Annotated in this window: 29 protein-coding genes; 14 read left to right on the top strand and 15 right to left on the bottom strand. The window is 65.4% G+C overall.

Translation table 11 applies throughout. The features are described from left to right. Positions 1-408 precede the first annotated feature (408 nt). The 5 genes from ACQR10_RS06390 (at position 409) to ACQR10_RS06370 (ending at position 3,911) form a co-directional block, all read left to right on the top strand. Complete coding sequence (locus ACQR10_RS06390) at positions 409-705, top strand: copper-binding protein (RefSeq protein WP_315800206.1); 297 nt, start codon at positions 409-411, stop codon at positions 703-705. An 80-nt stretch (positions 706-785) separates the two neighbouring features. Continuing rightward, on the top strand, positions 786-1,565 hold the full coding sequence (locus ACQR10_RS06385) for a DUF2066 domain-containing protein (RefSeq protein WP_316215679.1): 780 nt from the start codon (positions 786-788) through the stop codon (positions 1,563-1,565). 112 nt (positions 1,566-1,677) lie between these two features. Beyond that, complete coding sequence (locus ACQR10_RS06380; RefSeq protein ID WP_316215680.1) at positions 1,678-2,505, top strand: SH3 domain-containing protein; 828 nt, start codon at positions 1,678-1,680, stop codon at positions 2,503-2,505. A 134-nt stretch (positions 2,506-2,639) separates the two neighbouring features. Further along, positions 2,640-3,362 carry a DUF3750 domain-containing protein gene (locus ACQR10_RS06375; RefSeq protein ID WP_315800438.1) on the top strand — a complete coding sequence of 241 codons (723 nt, stop codon included), beginning with the start codon at positions 2,640-2,642 and terminating at the stop codon, positions 3,360-3,362. Between the two features lie 117 nt (positions 3,363-3,479). Continuing rightward, a complete protein-coding gene (locus ACQR10_RS06370) occupies positions 3,480-3,911 on the top strand; it encodes a Rieske (2Fe-2S) protein (RefSeq protein WP_315800204.1) in 432 nt (143 codons plus the stop codon). A gap of 26 nt (positions 3,912-3,937) precedes the next feature. Here ACQR10_RS06370 and ACQR10_RS06365 read toward each other — a convergent pair whose 3' ends face one another. From ACQR10_RS06365 to ACQR10_RS06340, 6 genes are all read right to left on the bottom strand, one after another. Then, the gene (locus ACQR10_RS06365; protein ID WP_315800203.1) at positions 3,938-4,168 is read right to left on the bottom strand and encodes an FmdB family zinc ribbon protein; all 231 of its coding nucleotides are present in this window, start codon (positions 4,166-4,168) and stop codon (positions 3,938-3,940) included. 225 nt (positions 4,169-4,393) lie between these two features. Beyond that, positions 4,394-4,609, bottom strand: a complete 216-nt coding sequence (locus tag ACQR10_RS06360) for a hypothetical protein (protein ID WP_316215681.1) — start codon at positions 4,607-4,609, stop codon at positions 4,394-4,396. Positions 4,610-5,089: 480 nt separating this feature from the next. Beyond that, a complete protein-coding gene (locus tag ACQR10_RS06355) occupies positions 5,090-5,281 on the bottom strand; it encodes a hypothetical protein (protein WP_315712266.1) in 192 nt (63 codons plus the stop codon). 63 nt (positions 5,282-5,344) lie between these two features. Next, the gene (locus ACQR10_RS06350; RefSeq protein WP_316215682.1) at positions 5,345-5,695 is read right to left on the bottom strand and encodes a zinc ribbon domain-containing protein YjdM; all 351 of its coding nucleotides are present in this window, start codon (positions 5,693-5,695) and stop codon (positions 5,345-5,347) included. A gap of 129 nt (positions 5,696-5,824) precedes the next feature. Then, positions 5,825-6,109 (bottom strand): DUF2312 domain-containing protein, encoded by a 285-nt coding sequence (locus ACQR10_RS06345; protein WP_315712263.1) that lies wholly within the window; start codon positions 6,107-6,109, stop codon positions 5,825-5,827. 147 nt (positions 6,110-6,256) lie between these two features. Continuing rightward, positions 6,257-7,036 carry a transglycosylase SLT domain-containing protein gene (locus tag ACQR10_RS06340; RefSeq protein WP_434848372.1) on the bottom strand — a complete coding sequence of 260 codons (780 nt, stop codon included), beginning with the start codon at positions 7,034-7,036 and terminating at the stop codon, positions 6,257-6,259. A gap of 164 nt (positions 7,037-7,200) precedes the next feature. Here ACQR10_RS06340 and ACQR10_RS06335 point away from each other — a divergent pair, with 164 nt between their 5' ends. Then, a complete protein-coding gene (locus ACQR10_RS06335) occupies positions 7,201-9,270 on the top strand; it encodes a methyl-accepting chemotaxis protein (protein ID WP_316215683.1) in 2,070 nt (689 codons plus the stop codon). A 717-nt stretch (positions 9,271-9,987) separates the two neighbouring features. After that, positions 9,988-10,221 carry a DUF2171 domain-containing protein gene (locus tag ACQR10_RS06330; protein WP_315800199.1) on the top strand — a complete coding sequence of 78 codons (234 nt, stop codon included), beginning with the start codon at positions 9,988-9,990 and terminating at the stop codon, positions 10,219-10,221. A 216-nt stretch (positions 10,222-10,437) separates the two neighbouring features. On the opposite strand, the gene ACQR10_RS06325 is transcribed toward ACQR10_RS06330, so the two are convergent. Next, positions 10,438-10,749, bottom strand: a complete 312-nt coding sequence (locus ACQR10_RS06325; RefSeq protein WP_315800197.1) for an ArsR/SmtB family transcription factor — start codon at positions 10,747-10,749, stop codon at positions 10,438-10,440. Between the two features lie 96 nt (positions 10,750-10,845). Between ACQR10_RS06325 and ACQR10_RS06320 the strand changes: the two genes are divergently transcribed. The 5 genes from ACQR10_RS06320 to ACQR10_RS06300 all read left to right on the top strand — a co-directional run bounded on the left by ACQR10_RS06320 (position 10,846) and on the right by ACQR10_RS06300 (position 14,619). Further along, the gene (locus tag ACQR10_RS06320) at positions 10,846-11,598 is read left to right on the top strand and encodes an SDR family NAD(P)-dependent oxidoreductase (RefSeq protein WP_316180811.1); all 753 of its coding nucleotides are present in this window, start codon (positions 10,846-10,848) and stop codon (positions 11,596-11,598) included. A gap of 171 nt (positions 11,599-11,769) precedes the next feature. Then, entirely contained in the window at positions 11,770-12,024 is a 255-nt protein-coding gene (locus ACQR10_RS06315; protein WP_315800195.1) for a DUF433 domain-containing protein, read from the top strand. Then, complete coding sequence (locus ACQR10_RS06310; RefSeq protein WP_316215684.1) at positions 12,021-12,437, top strand: DUF5615 family PIN-like protein; 417 nt, start codon at positions 12,021-12,023, stop codon at positions 12,435-12,437. The genes ACQR10_RS06315 and ACQR10_RS06310 overlap by 4 nt, the downstream gene beginning before the upstream one ends. A gap of 273 nt (positions 12,438-12,710) precedes the next feature. Next, positions 12,711-14,252 (top strand): hypothetical protein, encoded by a 1,542-nt coding sequence (locus tag ACQR10_RS06305; RefSeq protein ID WP_316215685.1) that lies wholly within the window; start codon positions 12,711-12,713, stop codon positions 14,250-14,252. 133 nt (positions 14,253-14,385) lie between these two features. Next, complete coding sequence (locus ACQR10_RS06300) at positions 14,386-14,619, top strand: DUF433 domain-containing protein (RefSeq protein ID WP_316215686.1); 234 nt, start codon at positions 14,386-14,388, stop codon at positions 14,617-14,619. Between the two features lie 13 nt (positions 14,620-14,632). Here the strand turns inward: ACQR10_RS06300 and ACQR10_RS06295 are convergent, their stop codons facing one another. Both ACQR10_RS06295 and ACQR10_RS06290 read right to left on the bottom strand, forming a co-directional pair. Continuing rightward, positions 14,633-14,923, bottom strand: coding sequence for a type II toxin-antitoxin system RelE/ParE family toxin (locus ACQR10_RS06295; protein WP_316215687.1), 291 nt, complete (start codon positions 14,921-14,923; stop codon positions 14,633-14,635). Continuing rightward, the gene (locus ACQR10_RS06290) at positions 14,920-15,156 is read right to left on the bottom strand and encodes a hypothetical protein (RefSeq protein WP_316215688.1); all 237 of its coding nucleotides are present in this window, start codon (positions 15,154-15,156) and stop codon (positions 14,920-14,922) included. The genes ACQR10_RS06295 and ACQR10_RS06290 overlap by 4 nt, the downstream gene beginning before the upstream one ends. Positions 15,157-15,242: 86 nt before the next feature. Here ACQR10_RS06290 and ACQR10_RS06285 point away from each other — a divergent pair, with 86 nt between their 5' ends. Further along, positions 15,243-15,725: a protein-tyrosine phosphatase family protein gene (locus ACQR10_RS06285; RefSeq protein ID WP_316215689.1), complete on the top strand. Its 483-nt coding sequence runs from the start codon at positions 15,243-15,245 to the stop codon at positions 15,723-15,725. 109 nt (positions 15,726-15,834) lie between these two features. Continuing rightward, positions 15,835-16,149, top strand: a complete 315-nt coding sequence (locus tag ACQR10_RS06280) for a hypothetical protein (RefSeq protein ID WP_316215690.1) — start codon at positions 15,835-15,837, stop codon at positions 16,147-16,149. A gap of 156 nt (positions 16,150-16,305) precedes the next feature. On the opposite strand, the gene ACQR10_RS06275 is transcribed toward ACQR10_RS06280, so the two are convergent. The 6 genes from ACQR10_RS06275 to ACQR10_RS06250 form a co-directional block, all read right to left on the bottom strand. Continuing rightward, positions 16,306-16,659, bottom strand: coding sequence for a hypothetical protein (locus tag ACQR10_RS06275; RefSeq protein WP_316215691.1), 354 nt, complete (start codon positions 16,657-16,659; stop codon positions 16,306-16,308). A 67-nt stretch (positions 16,660-16,726) separates the two neighbouring features. Next, positions 16,727-16,921, bottom strand: coding sequence for a hypothetical protein (locus ACQR10_RS06270; RefSeq protein WP_316215692.1), 195 nt, complete (start codon positions 16,919-16,921; stop codon positions 16,727-16,729). Between the two features lie 3 nt (positions 16,922-16,924). Next, positions 16,925-17,077 (bottom strand): hypothetical protein, encoded by a 153-nt coding sequence (locus tag ACQR10_RS06265; protein ID WP_316215693.1) that lies wholly within the window; start codon positions 17,075-17,077, stop codon positions 16,925-16,927. A gap of 92 nt (positions 17,078-17,169) precedes the next feature. Beyond that, positions 17,170-17,403 (bottom strand): hypothetical protein, encoded by a 234-nt coding sequence (locus tag ACQR10_RS06260; protein ID WP_316215694.1) that lies wholly within the window; start codon positions 17,401-17,403, stop codon positions 17,170-17,172. Between the two features lie 36 nt (positions 17,404-17,439). After that, positions 17,440-17,961 carry a hypothetical protein gene (locus tag ACQR10_RS06255; protein ID WP_316215695.1) on the bottom strand — a complete coding sequence of 174 codons (522 nt, stop codon included), beginning with the start codon at positions 17,959-17,961 and terminating at the stop codon, positions 17,440-17,442. 427 nt (positions 17,962-18,388) lie between these two features. Beyond that, complete coding sequence (locus tag ACQR10_RS06250) at positions 18,389-22,153, bottom strand: vitamin B12-dependent ribonucleotide reductase (RefSeq protein WP_316215696.1); 3,765 nt, start codon at positions 22,151-22,153, stop codon at positions 18,389-18,391. Positions 22,154-22,557 lie beyond the last annotated feature (404 nt).

Raw genomic sequence — 22,557 nt, 5'->3', positions numbered from 1 at the left:
TTGAACCTCCCTGCAATCAGATGGATCGTCGTCGTTCCAACATCATCGGCACCATGAGCGGCTACCGCAATGGACGACGGCAGCGATCGTCCTCCCGGCGGCCGGCGCTGTCAAGGCGCAACATGACGCATTGATGAATTCGACGTGACAGGTCCGGTCGATCCTGCGCGCGCGGAGAGACTCTGGTCCGCCTTGGAGTGATGACAAACCCGTGCAAATCATTACATGAGGGCAGCCGGCCGATGAGGCTATGCGGTTGCGCCTTGCTCGAGCTCGTGTCGTTCGCATCGGCCGACATAAGGATCTGCAGCGGCGATTCACAGAGTGTGGCTCGGGTTGCGGCCTTTCGGGGAACCAAAGAATTCGTGGTGTTTTGTTTGCCGCGAAAAGCAAGGCAGGAGAACAGCGATGAGAGCAGTTGGCATCATTCTGACGACGGTCGCCATGTTTGTGGGAACTCTGCCTGCTCTGGCAGCGGAGCAGGGTACGGCGGGCATGGTCACGGGGATCAACCGTCTCAACGGCACGATCGCGATCAAGCGCATTCCCGATGGAACCGTCGGCGCCAACACGGCCGGAGCAGCCCAGGAGTTCAAGATCAAGGACAACGCCATGATCGAGAACATCCACGCCGGCGATCGCGTGACGTTCTCGACGTCTGACGCCGCCACACCCACGATCGTCAAGCTCGATCGGCAGAAATAGCCGTCATAGCCGGATCGAGGAGCGCGATGAGACAGTGCGGTGCTCTCCGCGGACGGGGCGTATGGCGTCTCGGGCTCTGGATGATGATGGTCGTCGGGAACTGCACTATTGCGACTGCGGCCCCGACCGACCTGTACCAGGCGCAGACGGTCGTGACCGGTCAGGGCGAGGACAATCGTCGGGCGGCCTTTGCAGCTTGTCTGGAAGACGTGCTGATCAAGGTGTCCGGTGCATTTCAGCTCAGAAACGATGCAAGGCTCGCACCACCCGAGGCGCGGGCCGCGGAGTTCGTCACCGGCTTCGATTATCACGATCAGATGTCGGGCAAGCCGAAGCATGACGAGCAGGGCACGCGCGACCGTCCATATGACCTGACCGTGTCATTCGATCGCGCGCGGATCGATCAGTTGCTTGCGAGCTTGAACATCAAGCCGTGGCCGGCGCCGCGCCCGTCGATTGGCGTGATCGTGACGATGACGTCGGGCGGTCGCACTTTCTTCGTTGCATCCGACGACCGGAGGTCCGATCTGCAGCGCGACGCGCTGCGCGCAGCGGCTGTCAAGCGTGGGCTCGAGATCGCTCTGCCAAGCGCCTCCGAGGTCTCGAAGGCCGCTATTGAGCGCACCAAGTTGAACGATGTCCAGCCCGCGGCGGTCGCGTCGTGGTTTCCCGGAGCCGATGTCATGCTCTTTGGCGATCTCACCTGGGACGATGCCGAACTGGGCTGGGTCACGCAATGGCGCCTCGATCGCGCCGGCAAGCAGGACCGGTGGCAATTCCGTGGCGTGACGTTCGACGAAGCATTTCGCCGCGGTCTCGGTGGAGCAGCGCAACTCCTCTCCGACAACGGAGCGCCGTGAGGTTGCCGCGATAGTCTGCGACCATCCCTGTAAAGTGGATGCCTGAGCCGCGCATGCGGGCACGAGAGTCTCGCGCCCGAGCTCGCTCCGGCAAACAGACAGGAGGGTGCCCGTGGTGAAACTCAGAACGTGTCTCGTTGCTGCGCTGTTGATTGCCACGTCCGCCTCGCTGGCCGTGGCCGCGCCGGGCCTGGTGCGCACCGCGGCCACCATGCGCGCAGGGCCGGGCCCCGGTTTTCCCGTCGTCGAGCGCATTCCGGCCGGTGCCAGGATCACCATCCATGGCTGCATTCAAGGCGGCGCGTGGTGCGATGTCAGCTTCGGAGGCGAACGTGGCTGGGTCGCGGCGCGGACGCTCGCCTATCTGTATCGTGAGCAGTACGTTGAGCTGCCCGAATATGTCGAGTACGTGCCGACTGTCGGCTTCACGCTGACCACCTATTGGAGCAGCTTCTATTTCGGCCGGCCTTGGTATCATCGGCATGCGTTCTGGAACCGCTACTGGCATCGCCATCCGCCGGTCATGGCGCAAAATCCGCCTCAGCCTGGCATGACCCCGGGGATGCCGGGGCGCGGTCCCGGCGGGGTGATCCAGCCGGGCGCGGTCGCGGGCACAGGCCAACGATCCGGACCGCCTTCGGGCATGCAAGGTCGTGTGCCGCCTGCGACGGCCGCCGGCCCCGCCGCACCTCCGGTCGTGGCTGGTGGTCCCGCGCGAGTTGCAACGCCACCCATGGTGCAGCCGTTGATGAGCCGAAGCAGCGGTGCGCCGCAGAGCGCCCGCGCGCAGATGGGCGGCATGCGCATGATCGGGACTTCGCCGCAAATCGGTTTGGCGCATATCGGGGGCGGCCCCGCCATGGGTGCTGCGCGTGTGGGCGTCAGCGGCCCTCGCGGTGGCGGGCGTTCCGGCCCGGGCGGTGGTTTCCGCCGGCACTGAATCTTCAGCACTGGCGTGGTGTCCGGATTGTGAAGGCGGCGTGCAGGCCGGCGCTGGCGACGGCGGGTGCGATGACTACATGGATGTCATTCCTCGATGCCTCCCCATTGTTCTCGCCTATCGTGAAAAAGCCCGTGCTCGCTTTCCTGCTGCTCATCTTCGTGCCCATCTCGCTGTCGGCCGCGAACTATCTGCGCGGCGATCGCCGCGGCAGCTGGCAGACCGCGGACCGTTCGAGCGCGGGCCTGCTGCCATCGCCAGCTCAGCATGCCGACGCGGTGGTCCGCGTATTCGCTGCGCGCACGGTGCGTTGGCGTGGCATCTTCGCGGTCCACACTTGGATCGTCGTGAAGGAGAAGGGCGGCCCGCGCTATACCCGCTACGACTACACCGCGTGGGGTGAGCCGATCCGGGTCGATGGCTTCGCGCCCGATGGTCGCTGGTTCGGTGCGTTGCCGGAGACAGTGCTGGCCGTCGACGGCGAAGAAGCCGAGCGGGTGATTCCGAGGATCCGCAGCGTGATCGAGAACTACCGCTTCCGCGCCTATGGCGACTACAATGCCTGGCCGGGACCGAATTCGAACACCTTCGTGCAGGCGGCGCTGCACGCGGTTCCTGAGCTGAACGCCGTGCTGCCGCCGACCGCAATCGGCAAGGACTTCCCTTTTGACGGCTGGTGGGGGCGCACGGCCTCCGGGACCGGTCTGTTCGTATCGCTCGGTGGCTATCTCGGTGTCACCGTCGGCTGGATCGAGGGCGTCGAGCTGAACTTCTTCGGGGGAGTTCTCGGCGTCGATCTGCGCCGGCCGGCGCTGAAATTTCCCGGGATCGGCCGCCTCGGCATGCCACCGGCCTGAGGCCCACGATCTGCCTGTCAGGCACTGGCTGGCATGCTGCTTGCTGCGAGCCTCTTCAGCGCGCCTGCGATGTCGCGGATGCGCCAAAACGCCAAGCGAGGCGAGAAGAGGCGGACGATGAGCACGCTGTTTGCGATCTGCGCGACCTATGAGGTGGACGATGGCGCGGCGCGTGGCTTTGTTCTCCAGCGCCGCGAGCCCGACGGCAGCGCCAAGCCTTGGCCGATCCTGGTCACGCGCAAGGGCAACAACTTCTACGGCTTCGAGAATGCCTGCCCGCATCAGGGCGCCCGCCTCGACAAGCATCCGGGCGAGTTCATGGACGAGGAAGGTAATTTCCTCGTTTGTGGCGAGCATGGTGCCCAGTTCGACCTCGATACCGGACAATGCTTCATTGGGCCCTGTCAGGGCCGGACGTTGTCTGTGGTCGAGCTTGTGATCGACGACGGTGACATCTGCCTCTCCGGGATCGATCTGGACGAGGAGGACGGCCTCGACATCGACGATCCCGAGGATGACGTGCCGGAGGTGCAGATCACATCGGATTGAGGCTGAGCGCCGGCCCCCCGACCGGGTCAGCGTTTCTTCCGTTCAGCGCGGCTGTAGTTGCTGAAGTGCCCCTCGCGTGCTGCCTGGCTGCGAGCGGCCTTGATCAGGCCGGGGCTGCGCGCCGGCGGCGCCGGCAGCGAGGGAAGGCGGGTCAGCTTGCGACTGCCGCAGGTCGGACAGACAGGCCTTTCAGAAATCCCGATCAGCAACTCGACATCCTCTGCGCAGGCCGCGCAATGGAAGCTATAGAACGGCATGACGTCATCCCCTCATTGTCGCTGAGGGGCGTTGCACGAAGCGGGCCAGCTCCATTGCGCATCGAATTCGCCGATTCAGGGCTCGTTTGCATGCGAACGGCAGCAGTTTTTTGCTGCGGTGTCCCGAATGCGACGCGGCTGGGGTCGAACATTCGACAGCCGTGCAGAGCTCCTCCGTCCGGCCGGCCCCGGATATCCGGTCGCCGGCCGGACGGACAAAGCGGATCAGGCGCTGGTTTTCGGCACGTACTTGCCGGCGACACACTTGTAACTCTGCAGATGCCACTCGTGATAGGGACCCTTGGACATCCAGTCTGCGATTCCGATCTGCGCGCTGACGGCGCAGGATGTCATCGTGATGCCGGACATCTCGCTGTTGGTGACGACCTTCTCCATGCAGAGCTGGCCGTTGCATAGCATTGCGACGAGAGTGACGAGCACGTTGATTCTGCCTCCAAAGAGTGGGACCCGGTCAGGATCGAGAAAGCAGAGTTCATGCCAAGTTATGAATCCAGGTCGTGCTGCTACGGGACGGACTGCTACGGGTGTCACTTCATGGCGACAGAAGCGTGATGGATTCACTGCTTGGATCACGCAGCGTTCGGCAACTGGCCCGTGTTTGCTGCTCGATCATTTGGCGATTTGCTCGTGTTGCGTGGTTCGGCCTGAGTGCCGAGGCTGAGCGGGGCCTATTGCGTCAAATAACAGGCAGCGCCTGCGCAGTCCTGCGGCGCTCGCGGACATTGGCTTCGGGGGCTTCGGGCGGAGTATCGCCGTTCATTGGCTGAATCAGAGTTCGGTTCGCACGGGCGCGTCCGCAGACGAACCGTCGATCCCCAGGATGATATCCGGCCTGATGCCAGACTTCCGGTGGCGCTGATATAGACGCCCCGACGCCCGGTGCTGGGAGCCTCCGCGTCGTCAGGCCTCGTTCAATCCGGCACCTCGATCGGTCAGGATCTTCTGCCCCTTCGCCGTCAGCTCGTAGATGTCGCCGTCCTTGGCGACATAACCCTCGCGGATCAGTCCATCGAGTTCGTCCTGCCGGTCGGGTGAGAAGGCGATTGCCTGGCCGATATCCGAAAGCGTCGCGATTTGGTCGTCCGTCAGCATGGCCATCCTCCCGTTGTTGATCCGAACGCCATGGCGTCGCGAATGTTCCGGGAGCACGAGGCCCTACGCCTTGCGCACGAACTCCGACTTCAGGTTCATCTGGCCGATGCCGTCGATCTTGCAGGCGATGTTGTGGCCGTCGCTCGCCTCCTGCAGGCGGATGTTGCGCACCTTGGTGCCGCCCTTCACGACGGACGACGATCCCTTCACTTTCAGGTCCTTGATGACGATGACGCTGTCACCGTCGGTCAGAACGTTGCCGTTGGCGTCGCGGATGCTGGCGTCGTCGCCGGCCGCTGCCGCAAGGGCGGCGTCGCCGCTCCATTCATGGCCGCATTCGGGACAGACCCACAGCGCGCCGTCCTGATAGGCGTGCTCGGAGCGGCATTGCGGGCAGGTCATTGCGTCGGTCATCTTATCCTCGGGCGCGGCAGAAGCGTAGCGCAGCGTTAGAGGCTCGGATGGAACCGGGCAAGAAAAATCCCGGGGGAGGGCAGCGCGCGGCGCAGATCGGCTGCGCGCCGCCTTCGTCGGTCGGCAGCGTCACGCCGCCTTGCGCTCGGGGGTCTTGCTGGCCGGCCCGGTCTCGGCCGCTTCCATCGCCCGGAGATAGGTGTCGAGCAGCGTCTCGTGCTCGTCGCGCTCGTCCTGGTCCTGCTTCCTGAGCTTGATGATCTCCTTCAGGATCTTGACGTCGAAGCCTTCGCCCTTGGCCTCGGCGAACACTTCCTTCTTCTGCTCGTTCAGCTCCGCCAATTCGCCGTCGAGGTGCTCGATCCGCTCGATGAAGGACCGGATGCGCGCGCCGGGAATGCCGATCTCTGACATGGTGACTCCTGTACTAATGGGACGGAGAAAATGCGCGGCAGTTCGTTGCCAATGTCTTAACGGGCGCGCTTTGCCCACATCAGTGAATCCGACGTGCTTAACGCGGAACCGGGCGGGCTCTCGATGTCGCCGAGCGGGCGCCATGCGCTAGCTCCGCTCCGCCGCCGAGAGCTTCTGAAACTGCTTCTTCATCGCATTGACGCGGCCGAGATAGCCCGCGACCGAATGGTCGCCGCAGCGCTCGCCATCCGCCGGCTTGAAGCCGCGCCGCGCGAATCCGGCCGCCGGCCCGGCGCCGCACAGATGAATGACGGCTGCGAGATCCTGCCGCTGCTGCGCGCTCGGCTTGGCGCCAGGCTGCCGTGCGAGCACGGCGGCGACCTGGCGGTCGAGCGAGATCACCGTCAGCGCCACCGCATGCGCCGGCCATGCGCGGACGTACAGGCTCGGCGACCCGCAGCCGTCGCTGACCACCTCGTGCTCCCGGATGCAGAACCGTGCGGCGTCGGCAAAGGCGCCGTCGGTCATCTGGAACAAGCCGACGGCGCTGGAAGCCGGCTGATACAGCGCGAACGGATTCCACGCGAGGCGCCAGCGCCAATAGGTGCGCGCCACCGGATTGCCCGAGCTCTCGGTCTGCGCCAGGGCGGCGAGCAGCTCCGGCGTGATCGATCCTGTCGAGCTCTCACGGAACAGCGCGCCATATTGGCGCCACGTCTCCTCCGGCTCCTTGTCGAGCGAATGACCGGTCACCACGAACAGCTCGGTCGGCTTGCGCAGGACGTGATAGGCTAGATTGACCAGCGCGAAGGTCAGGAGCAGCACCAAGGCGCCGCAGGTGATCTTGATCCACCGCGGCGCCGCGCCCACCGTCCGGCCCAGCCACTGCGCACCGCGCCCTGCGATTCGCTTCGCATCGCGCCGCAGCGCGCGCCAACGTCTGCCGCGTTGCGGCTTGCGCATTTTTTGTTGGCGTGGAGCAGGGGATTTCGGCAACTGATTACCTCGGGCGCCGGTGTGCCGGTCCATGGTTAAGGAAGAATTTGTGCAATCGCGTCATCCTGCCACTTTCTGGTGTGGGGCGGCGCGTGATGAAGAAATCGGTCAGTACTCTGCTGATGGTGCTGTTGTCGGTGCTGGCGGCGGGCATCCTGGTGTCCACGGCGATCCTGATGAGCGGCGCCGCGGGCCGCTATCGCGAGAGCGTTGCGACCGAGCATTTGACCGCGGCCGACAAGGCGATCTTCCAGAACGTCCTGGTCATGCGCGCCCACCGCGGCGACATCCAGAGCGTGCTGCTGAGCGAGGACGATCCGCGCGCCAAGCTCACCGAATATCAGGGCATCGAGGCCAAGGGCTATGACGGCATCGTCGCCGCGCTCGCCGGCGTCGACATGCCCGAGCGCGACGACCTCCTGGCCGGGTTGAAATCGAGCTGGGACGCCACGGTTCCGCAGTTCAAGCTGCTGTTCGATGAAGCCGCGAAGCCGCGTGCCGAACGCGTGCTGGCGCGTACGCAGGCCTGGTACCAGGCAATGACCAAGACGCTGGACGTCGCCAACGCCGCCTCGCTCGCCGTCTCGAACCGCGCCTGGATGACCGATCCGGCGATCGCCAAGATGGTGCAGGCGCGGCGGCTGGCCTGGCAGGTCCGCGACCGCTACGGCCTGCAATGCTCGGCGCTGCGTCCCAACATCAACGCCTCCAAGCCGCTCGACGACACCCAGAAGGGCGCGGTCGCGCAATGGCGCGGCACCGTCGCGGCCGGCTGGTCCGGGCTCGACGACCTCCTGGCGGGGGGCGGCAGCACCGCGCTCGCCGGGGCCGTGAAGACCTCGCGCACCGAGGTCGAGGCCGCCCATCAGCGCATGGACCAGCTCACCAAGGGGTTTGACGGCAGCGGCAAGCCGGCGATGCCGGCGCCGGAATGGAACGCGTTCTGCCAGGGCCCGTTCGCCGGCATCATCGCCGTCGGCATGACCGCGCTCGACGGCTCGATCGCGCGCGCCGAGGAGATCAGGACCGCCGCGCTGAGCAGCCTGGTCGTCCAGTCGCTCGCCTTCCTGGCCGCGCTCGTGGTGGCCGGCCTGGCGCTGCGCGCGGTGCGCGTCCGCCTGATGCGCCCGGTCGGCGTCCTGATGCAGGCGATCCAGCGCATCGGCCAGCGCGACTACCAGACCCCGGTGCCGCAATTCGCTCATGCCGACGAGTTCGGCGCCATGGCTGCCGCCCTCGAGGGCCTGCGCGAGAGCGCCGCCACCGCCGACCGGCTGTCGCGCGAGCGCGAGCTCGACCAGGGCCGGCGGCTGGAGCGCTCGCAGGCGATCGACAGCGCCTGCAAGAGCTTCGACGACACCGTGCAGGCGGTCATCGTCAGCATGGGCAACTCGACCGGCCAGCTCGATTCCAGCGCCGGCGAGGTCCGCAAGCTGGTCGACGAGTCCACCGAGCAGACCGCCGCGGTCGCCAGCGCCGCGGAGACCGCGACCAGCAATCTCGAGACCATCGCCGCCGCCACCGAGGAGCTGACCGCGTCGGTCTCCGAGATCGCCGCGCAAGTGCAGGCCTCCGCGGCCGATGCGCGCCAGGCGGTGGAGAAGGCGGCGCAGACCAACGCCACCGTCGAGATGCTCGACCGCGCCGCCAACCGCATCGGCGAGGTGGTCAAGATGATCACCGCGATCGCCGCGCAGACCAACCTGCTGGCGCTCAACGCCACCATCGAAGCGGCGCGCGCCGGCGAAGCCGGCCGCGGCTTCGCCGTGGTCGCCGGCGAGGTCAAGAACCTCGCGGCGCAGACCGCGACGGCGACCGACGATATCACCCGCCAGATCGCCGAGATCCAGGCCGCCACCGGCGAGTCGGTCGAGGCGATCCGCGCCATCAGCCACAACATCTCCAGCATCGACGAGAAGATGACGGCGATCGCCGCGGCGGTCGAAGAGCAGCGCGCCGCCACCACCGAGATCTCGCGCAACTTCCAGCATGCCGCCCAGGGCACCCGCGCCGTGACCGACACGATCGGCTCGGTCGCGGCGCTCAACCGCCAGACCGGCAATGCGGGCGCGGCCATGGTCGACTCCGTCCGCCGCATGTCCACCGATGCCGATCGTTTCCGCGTGGCGGTGGAGGGCTTCCTCGGCACCGTGCGCAAGGCCTAGCATCGGCAAAGCGGACGCGATCCCGCGACGCCGATGGCGCCCGAGCCTTGCCGGTCGTCGACCCTCTGAAGGGAGGGGGCGCGGGGAATGCCGGGCGCTGGCCGCACCCATGGCCCGCCTGCAGAAGATAAGCAGGCGGCAGTCACCACAGGTTCAGCCGAGGCATCCCGGCATTCCCCGCGCGATGGTTTTCACGCTTATAACGCGATCTCCCCGGTGTCCGGCTTGTAGCCACCGTCGCACGGCGGGATCATCATCACCGCCGCACTTGGCGCCAGCTTCGGGGCGCCAGGACCACGCGTCTTCACGTCCGCAAGCGTGCCGTTCGTCGGCGGGCCTCGAGCCCGCTGCGGCACACCCACAGCCACCGCATCTCCGGCCCACGTCTCGTGACGATCGCGATGCGCCCCTCTCGGCGGGCCGGGATGGGCGTAGACAATCATGATTTTTGAAAAAACGAAAGCGATTTATTTTTCGCGGAAGGTCTGGACACGGTCGATCAGCCTGATGGCGTTGGCGAAATCAGCCGCGAGGCGCAGCAGGATTTCGCCGCGCATGACGCTGTCGGAGGGTGGGCTGGCGGGGCGTGCCGGCGAGATCGAGCCGGGCGGGCCTTTGCCCACCCTGCGGCTGCGTCTGCGCGGAGGCGCGTCGCGGAACACATCTCCCATCCGCCGGTTGAAGCTGCTTCCACATCAGCCACGGAGCACCCGCGCCATGCAGGACATCAGGGAACACATGGAAGTCATCGGCGCCGACGGCGCGCATGTCGGCACCGTCGACCGCGTCGACGGCAACCGCATCAAGCTGACCAAAAAGGACAGCGGCGAGGGCAGCCACAAGGGGCATCATCACTTCATCGACAAGGGCCTCGTCGCCGGCGTCGAAGGCGACAAGGTGCGGCTGTCGGCCATCGGCGCCGTCGCGGTGACGATGGAGGAGGAGAAGTAGGGGCGGGGATACTCCTGTCTCCGTCCTCCGCTCGCAGTGATGCGCCCTTGCTCTCCTACGCGACCGGCCCGTGACGTGTAGGGTGGGCAAAGCGGCGCCGTCAGGCGGCGCGTGCCCACCATCGACGCTGGCGGGTGCGGGCGGTGGGCACGGCGCGCGCAAAATGGTGCCCGACAAAACCGACGCTGGCGCGCCTTTGCCCGCCCTACGTTTCGGCTACTCCGCGTAGCCCAGAATCGTCTTCAACAATTTCGGGAACCGGGCATTGAGGTCGGCCTCGCGCACGACGTTGCGATGCTCGACGCCCTGCTTGGTGGTGTGGATCAGGCCAGCCTCGCGCAACACCCGGAAATGGTTCGACAGCGTCGATTTGGCGATGCCGGGGCAGGGCGCGGCCTCGGTGCAGGACATGCAGTCCTTCCGTTCCATCAGGCTCCTGACGATGCGCAGCCGCAAGGGATCGGCGAGTGCGGCCAGCACTCCCGCTAATGTGATGTCCTCGCGCGACGGGTGAAACAGCTGCGCCATGAAAAACATATAGCGACGGCCTTGCGCGCGTTCAATAGTTCACTAGTTCTGAACGATTGAACCGAACGCCGCAGGCGGCGCAATGTGGAGAGCAAGATGAGCAAGCGACTTGAGGGCAAGGTGGCGCTGGTGACCGGCGCGTCCAAGGGGATCGGCGCCGCGATCGCGGCCCGGCTGGCCGAGGAAGGCGCCGCTGTCGCCGTCAACTACAGCTCCAGCCGGGAGGGCGCCGACCGCGTCGTGGCGGGGATCACCGGCAAGGGCGGCAAGGCGGTGGCCGTGGGCGGCAACCTCGCCAATCCCGGCGACGTCAAGACCATCGTCGCCGAGACGGTGAAGGCGCTCGGCCCGATCGACATCCTCGTCAACAATGCCGGCGTCTACGCCTTCGCGCCGCTCGACGGCATCACGCCGGAGCACTTCCACAGCCAGTTCGACGTCAACGTGCTCGGCCTGCTGCTGGTGTCGCAGGAGGCCACGCGGCATTTCAATCCGGCCGGCGGCAGCATCGTCAACATCTCCTCCGGCGTGTCCACCCTGACGCCGCCGAACACCGCCGTCTACACCGCGACCAAGGCCGCCGTCGACGCCATCTCCTCGGTGCTGTCAAAGGAGCTGGCGCCGCGCAAGATCCGCGTCAACACCATCAATCCCGGCATGATCGTGACCGAGGGAGTCGTCGCCGCCGGCCTGCACGAGGGCGACATGCGCAACTGGATCGAAACGGCCACGCCGCTCGCGCGCGTCGGCAAGGCCGAGGAGATCGCCGCCGCGGTGGCATTCTTCGCCTCGGACGATGCGTCCTACGTGACCGGCGAGACGCTGCACGTGACCGGCGGGCTGCGCTGAGCGATCACGTCACTTCGGTCGCAGTCGCGAGCGGTGAACCGTAGGGTGGGCAAAGCGCCGCCGCAAGGCGGCGCGTGCCCACCGTTCCGGTGTTTGGACGAAGCCAAATTCCCGTCTCGCCCCCCGGCGCCTATCGCGCTATGATGACAGCCGCGGGAAAGGAAGGCAGCCATGACGATCAAGGTCGCCGTCAGGTCAGAGGTCGTTCGTGATCCGACGGTCATGAGCGGCGATCCGGTGGTTCGCGGGACACGGGTGCCCGCCGAAACCATCCTGGCCTACCTGCGCGCCGGCTATCCGGCGCAGGAGATCTTCGCCGACTATCCGAGCCTGCCGATCGATGGCATCGACGCGGTGATCCGCTGGGCCGAGGTCACCTATGGTGCCGATTGGCGATCGGCGGAGAACGCGGCAGCCACCCGTTGAGCGAACGATTCCTGATCGACGAGTGCCTGAGCGGCGCCTTGGTGGGAGTGGCAAAGGCGCGCGGCTATCAGGCGGACTACGTCACCCATCTGGGCAAGAGCGGCTGGCAGGACTGGAATCTGGTGCGGTTCGCAAGCGCGAACGACTACATCATCGTCACCGACAATCGCAGAGATTTCCTGAAGGAATATGCCAAACTCGACGTACATGCCGGGCTGGTGATCCTGATCCCGAAGGGCACGCGGGATGAGCAGATGAGTCTGTTTCAGAAGGCGCTCGATCTCTATTCCGTCCGCAACGCCGATCTCGTGAACAAGCTCATCGAAGTCGCGCGCGACGGCTCGGTCCATATCCGCGAGTGGACCGCCGACGATCACGACATCGACCATATCAACGATCCGAAGTGGCGGTGACCGTAGCCCGGATGAGCGAAGCGATATCCGGGGTCTGCCGCAGCGCCAGCGATGAGCCCGGATGTCGCTTCGCTCATCCGGGCTACGCGGCACCGGTGATTTTTGGCAACTATAGGTTGATGAATCGTCCGATATAGGATCAAATCGGGCTTGCCGAATCCGTGATGCGCGCATCGCGGACGAGCTGCGTTTCAACCCACCGGTCGGGCGCATGGCGTTTTGCCATGGCGCAGTCCTGGCCGGCTGAATTTCAAATCACCAAAGGAGTTTCTCATGCGCATCGGTTTTGCATTGTCGACCATGTCTGTCGTCGCCGCATCGGTGGCCCTCGGTTGGGGCCTGACCGCGCCGCGCCCCGCGCACGCGTTCCTGGAGGACATCTGCATCCCGCGCGTGAAGGACGGGCTGAAGAATTGTCTCGCGCCGGCGAGCGCCTGCAAGGATCCGGCGGAGGCGCTGAACCGCGGCTGCCTGCTCGAGGCGGTGCAGTTCGCCGTCATTCCGCCCGGCCGCAGCATGGTCCATGCGGACTCGACCTATTTCATCGCCCAGGCGCTCGGCTATCGCGCCGACGTCGCCTATTGGATCGCCGCCTACAACGAGAACTCCGACTACGCGCAATATGCGCCGATCGACCAGTGCGGCGGGCAGGCGACCTCGACCAATTCCGGCGCCAGCTACATCACCGCCAAGTTCAACGGCTTCCAGCGCACCAACAACACCACCGACGGGCCGCTGTATCACTATCTGCTGAACTTCTCGCCGAACGGGCAGGGCACCGATGTGCACGGCGCCAGCGGCGTGCAGGCGGTGTATCCGTTCCATTATCCGCCGCCCGGCTATCCCATCACCATCGACAGCGTCTATCAGGGCACGCTGTACGACCTCAGGCAATGGGCGATGAAGGGCGACGAGGCGCCCGGCCTGCTGTGCACCGCCGGATACACCGTGCCGAACGGCTCGTCGAACTTCAGCGGCCCGAAATGCCTGGCGAACGTCCCGATCAGCGGCAACGTGCCGCTGCTGGAGAACTACGCGATCGGGCCGGCGATCAACGTGACCTCCGGGCCGAAGATTCTCGACAACAGCAACGGCAATGTCGACTACACCCAGCTGAAGTCCTGGCTGGACGACAAGAGCCGGACCACCGGCGTGCTGTTCGACGATCCCAGGAAGCCGCCGGTGCCGGTGCAGATCGCCCGGATCGGGCTCTATCTGCACTCCCTGCAGGATGCCTCCTCGCACGGCACCTTCTGCGGCGACGACGCACCGTCGCCCCCGGGCGGCTCGGATGTCGGCAGCTACATGTTCATGAGCTCGGGCAGCATCAAGCTGAGCTTCGGCACCTATTGCGCGACGGGGCCGCATCTGGCGAGCCACGTGCAGGAGACCGGCACCGGCGACACCAGCCTGCCGCTGCGCGACTACGTGGCGCTGAACAACACGGTGGACGAGCTCATTCTGTTCGGCAACAACGTCGCCAAACAGCGCGGCTGGATCGTCAACCCCAGCCTGCTGCCGCCGAACGTCGTCGGCGGAAAGAGCGCCGTCGGCGACAGCGCCGCCGATCTGAAGTCGCGCCTCGTCGGCCGCATCGTCTCGGGCCAGCAATGGTCCCGCGCCGAAGTCTACAACTCCGGCGTCATCACCGCGCCCCTGCAACGCACCGACGCGCAGGACCGGCTGAACACCATGAACGCCGCGCTGGGCGCCTATTCGAAGCGGCTAACGACCGCCAACCCCAAGCTGACCCCGCTGCGCCCGATGCCGGGGAATTCGTTCGACCCGAACGACAAGTCGGTGTGTTTCAAGTAGCTGCCGTAGGGTGGGCAAAGCGCCGCTGCCAGGCGGCGCGTGCCCACCGCGTGCCGCGGGGCGCCCCCGAACTCCCGCCTCGCCTCCGGACCCGGATCGCGCTATGATCGAGCCGCGGAACAGGAAGGCAGCCATGACCATCAAGGTCGCCGTCAGAGCCGAAGTCGTGCGTGATCCCACGGTCATGAGTGGTGACCCGGTGGTTCGCGGCACCCGCGTGCCTGCCGAAACCATCCTCGCCTATCTGCGTGCCGGCTATCCTGCGCAGGACATCTTCGCCGACTACCCGAGCCTCCCGATCGACGGCATCGACGCCGTGGTCCGCTGGGCAGAGGCCGCTCATGGTTCAGAATGGCGGGCATCGTAGCAGCCGGCTGCTCTCAATTCTCGGGAGTCCATGGCTGTCGCGCCGCATGGTGGATGTGCAGGATCTCGATCCGGTCGTCGCGAACACGATAGAAGATCTTGTAGGGATAGTGCCCGAGCGGGGCGACCCGAATATCGGGGCGATCGACGACACGGCGTGCGACCAGCGGCCAACGTGCGATGCGGGCAACGAGGCGTCTGATCCGCCGTTCGACGGCAGGAGCGATTGCCGGATAATGATCGGCAAGCCAATCGGCAATATCCAAGAGATCCCTGAGCGCGTCGTCTGTATAGACGACCTTCATCGGGAGCGGAATTTGGCGAACGCAGCTTCGACCTCGTCCTCGCTGGCAAAGCGGCCTTCGTTGGCAGCGCGCAGGCCGCGATCGATGCCAGCCAGCTCCTGATCGCTCGGCTGATAGTCGCCGCCGGTCACGCTGGCCTCGATGTCGAGCGCCAGCTCGGCCAACTCATCCTGCAGCTCTGCCGGCCAGGTGTCCACGCGTTCGAGAACGTCCGTGAGCTTCTTGGTTTTCATGGGTGGAGACTAGCGCATGGCCGGTCGCCTGTCATGGGTCCCTGAATCTGGCAGCGGCCCGCGATCCCCTGACGAGGAGTCCCCCGATGCCCCGCCTGCACTGGATCGACCTCCCGACACCCGGCCGCCTCGCCATCGCGGCGCGGCCAAGGGCGGAGGATTGGCTCGATGATGACATCGCCGCGTGGGCGCGTGAACGCATCGCCGTCGTCGCCAGCTTGCTGGAGCCGGCCGAGGCCGATGAGCTTGGCCTGCAGCGCGAGCCCGCGCTGTGCCGGTCACACGGCATGGCCTTTGTGTCGTTCCCGATCCCCGACCGCGGTCTGCCTGAGACCCGCAGCGCGGCACAGTTGGCCGGCGACCTCGCCGCGCGGCTGACGGACGGCGCGCGCGTCCTTGTCCATTGCCGCGCCGGCATCGGCCGCTCCTCGGTGATCGCGGCCTGCGTCATGATCCGGCTCGGCGTCGACGCCGCCGAGGCGCTGGAGCGGATTGCCGCCGCGCGCGGGGTCGGCGTGCCGGATACGGAGGCGCAGCGGATATGGGTGATGGGGATTGCCCGGGAATAGACGCGGCAGAGAAGCGCGGTGCACTCATCTCATGCAGGGGCTGATTGCGCTTCGCTTCATTTCGCCGCGCGCGTAAAGTCGTGGCAGCAGGATCTGATTGGAAGCGCGCATGGAACAGGCCGTCATTGCCTACATCCCGTTGAGAGAAGACCCCTTCGGGTCCGAGCGCGAGTGCGTAGAGATTGGCGAGCTTGCAGCGCAGCTGCAGCACGCGATCGACCATCACGGCGTCGGCGAGTTCGATGGCGACGAGTTCGGCGGCGGCCGCTGCGTGCTCTTCATGTACGCTCCCGATGCGGATCGATTGTTCGGGGTCATCGCTCCGATCCTTGCGGCAGCTCCGGTGGCGCGCGGGGGTTTTGTCATCAGGCGATACGGCGAGGCGAAAAATCCTGACGCGGTCGAGGTCAGGGTCGATCTGTAGTGCCTGCAAATGTGAGCGCAGCTCGCGCCGGCATCGATCAACCGTGGGGCGGGCAAAGCGCCGCCGCAAGGCGGCGCGTGCCCACCATTGCGAACCGCCCCGCATCCTACGGGGCTGTCCCGCTCATCCGAGCCTGCTGATGTTTCGTGCGCCGCTTTAGCGGGCTTCCGTCGTCGAAAGCGTCTTCCAGAGCAGATATCCGCCCAGCACGATCAGGATCATCGGCATGAGCGGCAACGGCAAGGCAAGAAGATCCCACAGGCCGGCCGCAAGAATGATGACCCCGATGACCACGCCGAACCGGTCGACCTTCAGGCTCCGTTGCGTCCGCACCATCTGTGCGCCCAGGATGAGGACGCCGACGCCCACCAGGAACCAGCCCCAGGGAAGCCCGGCGAGCATGACCACGCCGAGCCATATGAAGAAGACGGCCCAAGCGGCTGAATCGATCTGACGGTGCGGATCGGGTGTGTCGTGGGACGGGACGAGAGACGCTTGCGTATCGGCCATGATGCTGCCTCCGCTTCTCTGACGACGACAGCTTGATCCGGATTCACCTCGACGCTGTTGATGCAGGTCAACCAAAGCGCGCGGGAAGCGCGTGGTCGGTCCACAGCGTGGCGCCCGCAAAGCGAACGCCCGCGAGCACGACCACGTCGTTCTCCAAGAGATGCACGCCGAACCGCGCCGCCTCGGCGCGCACCAGCGTCAACTCCTCAGGGTAGGTACGGTGATAGTATTCATGGTTGCCCATCACCATGACGATCGGCACGTCCTAGGCCACAATCTCGCGCAGCCGCGCAAACCCGCTCACCGCCCCCTCACAGACATCGCCGGCGACCACGACCACATCGACCCCGGGCAGCGCCGCGATTGGCTTGATGTCGGCCATGTCGGCGTGGAGATCGGAGAAGATGTGGAGGTGCATGTGGATGCGGAGGTGGGGCTGAGGGCTCGCAGCGTAACGCGCCGCTCCGGTCAATCGGCGGATTACGCTCCGCAAATCCGTCCTACGCTTGCTTATTCAACCCACGAGCTCACCGAGCGAAATTCAGCGCCGTTATCAAGCCGGAAATAGATATCACCGGGCGTTTCGTTAAAGATCCAATGATCCACGACCGGGCCGTCTTCCTCGTGGACGAAGCCCTGGCCTGCGAGCGTCACCTTCTTACCGGATTTGATTGCTGCGTAAGTGACTTCATCCACCTCTATCGAGTGGACATCGTAGCCGTAGGATATTGTGATCGTTACCATCAGTACAAGCCCTGCCTTCCGCTTTGCGTTTCCTCCCTAGTGCGAGTCACGCGCGCAACGCTCCTGTAGCAACTCTTGTACCAGCCAATCCATATCAGCCTGCCAATGAGCTATAGCCGCGGTTTTGCTCGGATTGTTTCGAGCGCCTTCTACCATATTCGACAACACTCGCATGAGTTTCTCGAGGCGCTGTTGCGAGCCGGGGCCGCCCCACTCATTTGTGTATGCGACCGATTCGATAACCGGAAGATCGCCCTCTATGACATGTCTCAAGATCCGACGCCGAACGGCCAACGATTCTCCATTATTACCTACGTGATAACCTAACGCAGCAAGCATTCCCTCGCTCGGACGAGCATCGCCGCTCCACGTTTTTATGCGACGTCGCCATTCCTTCTCGATGGCGGCCTGAACTAGTTGGGCATTTCGGTTCTCACCCTTGGCGAGGAGGCGGACGCAATTTTTGAAGATGTTCAGCAAGTCGGCGTCGCTTCGACGCTCAAGATTCTGAAGCACGGCGGGCCTATCGGCCGGGCCTGCAGGCGTCTTCTTCTGCATCGTACCCCTCCTATTGGATGGTGCAGATCGCGGCTAGAAAAAGGCCTGGACGGTTACACGTGAGCACTTTGCTTCTTGCAGGGCTCATCTTCGGGATTGTTAATGGTTACCGATGAGCCTTCGCTGGGTCAACAGGCCGCCGCACGGGTCTGGCCAACAGAGCGCTGCTCAGACCTGATCACGGTCGAGCGCAAGCTTCGCGCGGGCTATCTTCCAGATAGTCCATTTCTATTCCATTCACTTAAACCTTGGCGTGTTCGCCCCGAGCCTATAACGAAAACCCCACCGTCGCCGGTGGGGTTTCTTTGTAACAGGACACTTTACTAAGGAATGCGCTTCATCACGTTACCCCCAGTGCGGGGCTTAGACTTGGCGACCGGGGGCTTTCTATCGTGTGAGCTAGAGCGATCGCCTGTTGGTGGAGTACCTAAGAACACCCCGTCGTGCTGCCGCACGTATCGCACTTCATGCAGGTCCCGTTCCGGACCAGGGTGAAGTTGCCGCACTCCGAGCACATCTCGCCTTCGTAGCCCTTGGCCTTGGCTTCGGCGCGGCGTTCGGCCTTGGAGGCGACTTGCGCGTTGGCGGTGCCGGCCTTGCTCCATTGCAGGGCCTCGAGCTTCTCGGTGGGCGAGAGGTCGTGCTGCGCCTCCTGCTTCAGGGCGACGGCGCCTTCGATGGCATCGCCGGCGCGGGAGCCGGAGAGGGCGGTGACGCGGCCCGACGGGCCGGCGTCATGCGAGGCGGAGACCGCGGCCGTGCTCGACGACGAGCCGCCGCGCATCACGACGAGGTTGTCGGTGCGGGAGCGGGTCAGGCCGCGCGAGACGTACTTTGCGGCCTGCTGGCTCGGGCCGTCCTCCGACGGCTTGCCTTCGTCGACGCCGCGGCCGAGCGCATCGAAATTGCTCTCGGAGGGATCGACATGGGCGAGGTCGAAGCGCGACATGTAGCTGACGGCGAGCTCGCGGAAGACGTAGTCGAGGATCGACGTCGCATATTTGATCGAGTCGTTGCCCTGCACGGGGCCGGCCGGCTCGAAGCGGGTGAAGGTGAAGGCGTCGACATACTCCTCCAGCGGCACGCCGTACTGGAGGCCCAGCGACACCGCGATGGCGAAGTTGTTGATGAAGGAGCGCAGCGCCGCGCCCTCCTTGTGCATGTCGATGAAGATCTCGCCGAGGCGGCCGTCATCATACTCGCCGGTGCGCAAGTACACCTTGTGGCCGCCGACGACCGCCTTCTGGGTGTAGCCCTTGCGGCGATCCGGCATCTTCTCGCGCTCGCGCATCACCACGATGCGCTCGACCAGCTTCTCGACGATCTTCTCCGAGACCTGGGTGGCACGCGCGGCCATCGGCTTCTCGTAGAAGGACTCGACCGCATCGTCCTCGTCCTCATCGTCGCTGATGAGCTGTGAGTTGAGCGGCTGCGACAGCTTCGAGCCGTCGCGGTACAGCGCGTTGGCCTTCAGCGCGAGCTTCCAGGACAACAGATACGCCGCCTTGCAGTCCTCAACCGTGGCGTCGTTCGGCATGTTGATGGTCTTGGAGATCGCGCCCGAGATGAACGGCTGCGCCGCCGCCATCATGCGGATGTGGCTCTCGACCGAGAGATAGCGCTTGCCGATCTTGCCGCAGGGATTGGCGCAGTCGAACACCGAATAATGCTCGGCCTTCAGATGCGGCGCGCCCTCGACCGTCATCGCGCCGCAGATGTGGACGTTGGCGGCCTCGATCTCGCGCTTGGTGAAGCCGATCGCCGTGAGCAGGTCGAAGGTGGGGGCGGCGATCGCATCAGTGGTGACGCCGAGCTGCTTGACGATGAAGTCCTCGCCCAGCGTCCACTTGTTGAACACGAACTTGATGTCGAACGCGGTCGGCAGCGCCTTCTCGACCTTGGCGATGGCCTCGTCGGTGAAGCCCTTGGCCTTCAACGTGGTGACGTTGACGCCGGGGGCGTTCGACAGCGAGCCGTGACCGACCGCATAGGCCTCGATCTCGGCGATCTCGCTCTCGCGATAGCCGAGCACGCGCAGCGCCGCGGGCACGGCGCGGTTGATGATCTTGAAGTAGCCGCCGCCGGCCAGCTTCTTGAACTTCACCAGCGCGAAATCAGGCTCGATGCCGGTGGTGTCGCAATCCATCACCAGGCCGATGGTGCCGGTGGGGGCGACCACGGTGACCTGGGCGTTCCGGTAGCCGTTGGTCTCGCCGAGCGCGAGCGCGTCGTCCCAGGCCTGGATGGCGTGGCTGACGAGCGAGACCTGCGGGCAATGGGCGTGGTCGAGCGGCACCGGGGCGACCGAGAGCGCCTCGTAGCCGGTCGCCTCGCCGCGCGCGGCGCGGCGATGGTTGCGGATGACGCGCAGCATGTGCGCGGCGTTCTTCTTGTAGCCGGGGAAGGAGCCGAGCTCGCCGGCCATCTCGGCGGAGGTCTTGTAGGCGATGCCGGTCATGATGGCCGACAGCGCGCCGCACAGCGCGCGGCCTTCCTTGGAGTCGTAGGACAGGCCCATGGTCATCAGCAGGCCGCCGATATTGGCATAGCCGAGGCCGAGCGTGCGGAACTCGTAGGACAGCTCGGCGATCGCCTTCGACGGGAACTGCGCCATCAGCACGGAGATCTCGAGCACGACCGTCCAGAGCCGGCAGAGATGCTCGTAGGCGCCGACGTCGAAGTGCTTGGTCTCGGTGTTGTAGAACGTCAGCAGGTTGGCCGAGGCCAGGTTGCACGCGGTGTCGTCCAGGAACATGTATTCCGAGCACGGATTGGACGCGCGGATGTCGCCGGACGCCTTGCAGGTGTGCCAGTCGTTCATCGTGGTGTTGAAGTGCAGGCCGGGATCGGCCGAGGCCCAGGCGGCGTGGCCGATCTTCTCCCAGAGGTCGCGCGCCTTCAGCGTCTTGACGATCTTCTTGTTGGTGCGGCCGATCAGGTTCCAGTCGCCGTCGGTCTCGACCGCGCGGAGGAAGTCGTCCTTCAGCGACACCGAGTTGTTGGAGTTCTGGCCGGACACGGTCAGATACGCCTCGGAATCCCAGTCCGTGTCGTAGATCGGGAAGTCGATGTCCTTGTAGCCCTGCTTGGCGAACTGGATCACCCGCTTGATGTAGTTGTCGGGCACCAGCGCGCGGCGCGCGAGCTTGATCTCGCGGCGCAGCGCCGGGTTCTTCTCGGGGTCGAAGCAGTCGTCGCCGGAGCCCTCGCAATTGACGCAGGCCTTCATCACGGCCTTGAGGTGCTTCTGGTTGATCTTGGAGCCGGTGACCAGCGCCGCAACCTTCTGCTCCTCCTTCACCTTCCAGTCGATATAGGCCTCGATGTCCGGATGGTCGGCGTCGACCACCACCATCTTGGCGGCGCGGCGGGTGGTGCCGCCCGACTTGATGGCGCCGGCGGCGCGGTCGCCGATCTTGAGGAAGCTCATCAGGCCGGACGAGCGGCCGCCGCCCGACAGCCGCTCGCCTTCGCCGCGCAGCCGCGAGAAGTTGGAGCCGGTGCCGGAGCCGTATTTGAACAGGCGCGCCTCGCGTACCCAGAGGTCCATGATGCCGCCGTCATTGACGAGGTCGTCCTCGACGCCCTGGATGAAGCAGGCGTGCGGCTGCGGGTGCTCGTAGGAGGACTTCGACTTGGTCAGCTTGCCGGTCTTGTAGTCGACGTAATAGTGGCCCTGGCCGGGGCCGTCGATGCCATAGGCCCAGTGCAGACCGGTGTTGAACCATTGCGGCGAATTCGGCGCGACCATCTGCTTGGCGAGCATGAAGCGCAACTCGTCGTAGAACGCCAGCGCGTCCTCTTCGGTCGAGAAGTAGTTGCCCTTCCAGCCCCAATAGGTCCAGCAGCCGGCGAGGCGGTCGAACACCTGCTTGGCCGAGCGCTCGCTGCCGTAGCGCTCGTTCTCGGGGAGCGCGGCCAGCGCGTCGGTGTCGGGCACCGCGCGCCACAGCCACGACGGCACGCTCTCTTCCTCGACCTTCTTCAGGCGCGCGGCGACGCCCGCTTTCCGGAAATACTTCTGCGCCAGCACGTCGGAGGCGACCTGCGACCAGAACTCGGGCACCTCGACATTCTCGAGCCGGAACACCACGGAGCCGTCCGGATTCTTGATCTCGGACGTGGTCAGGCGGAAGTCGATCCCCTGATAGGGTGACTGTCCTTCGGTGGTGTTGCGCCGTTCAATCCGCATCGCGAGCCCCAATTGTTCTTGCCGGACCGCGTTCGCTGCGGCCGGGATCATTGCATCCAAGGGCGGCGGCTGGAAGTCCCCGGACGCTGCCGGGAAACTCGTCTGCCGCCGCAGTTCAACCGGTTGCCCGGTCCGCATCTGTTCAGCCTCGAAGCCGAAGGCCTTGCGCCGTTGTCCGGCGTCTCGCCCCGTCTTCCTGCGCGGCGCGTGCAGCCCGTCCGCTGCCTGCGCCGCCTGTTCTCAACGCGTCACTTCCGCCGCTCTGCTCCGTCGTCCCTGCAGGGGAGACCCCACATCTAGTGGGTTCCCCGCCGGAGCGCGGCGGCGCAGCGATGGTACACAGGGCAGACGGCGACCCACGCCCGCAGCCGTACGGACGGCGGCGTGGTCGTCTTCGAACCCTC

Source organism: Bradyrhizobium sp. HKCCYLRH2060, from assembly GCF_051168135.1.
Lineage (GTDB): Bacteria > Pseudomonadota > Alphaproteobacteria > Rhizobiales > Xanthobacteraceae > Bradyrhizobium.
The sequence above is the reverse complement of the archived record's forward strand: the minus strand, read 5'-3'. Positions and strand labels throughout refer to the sequence as shown.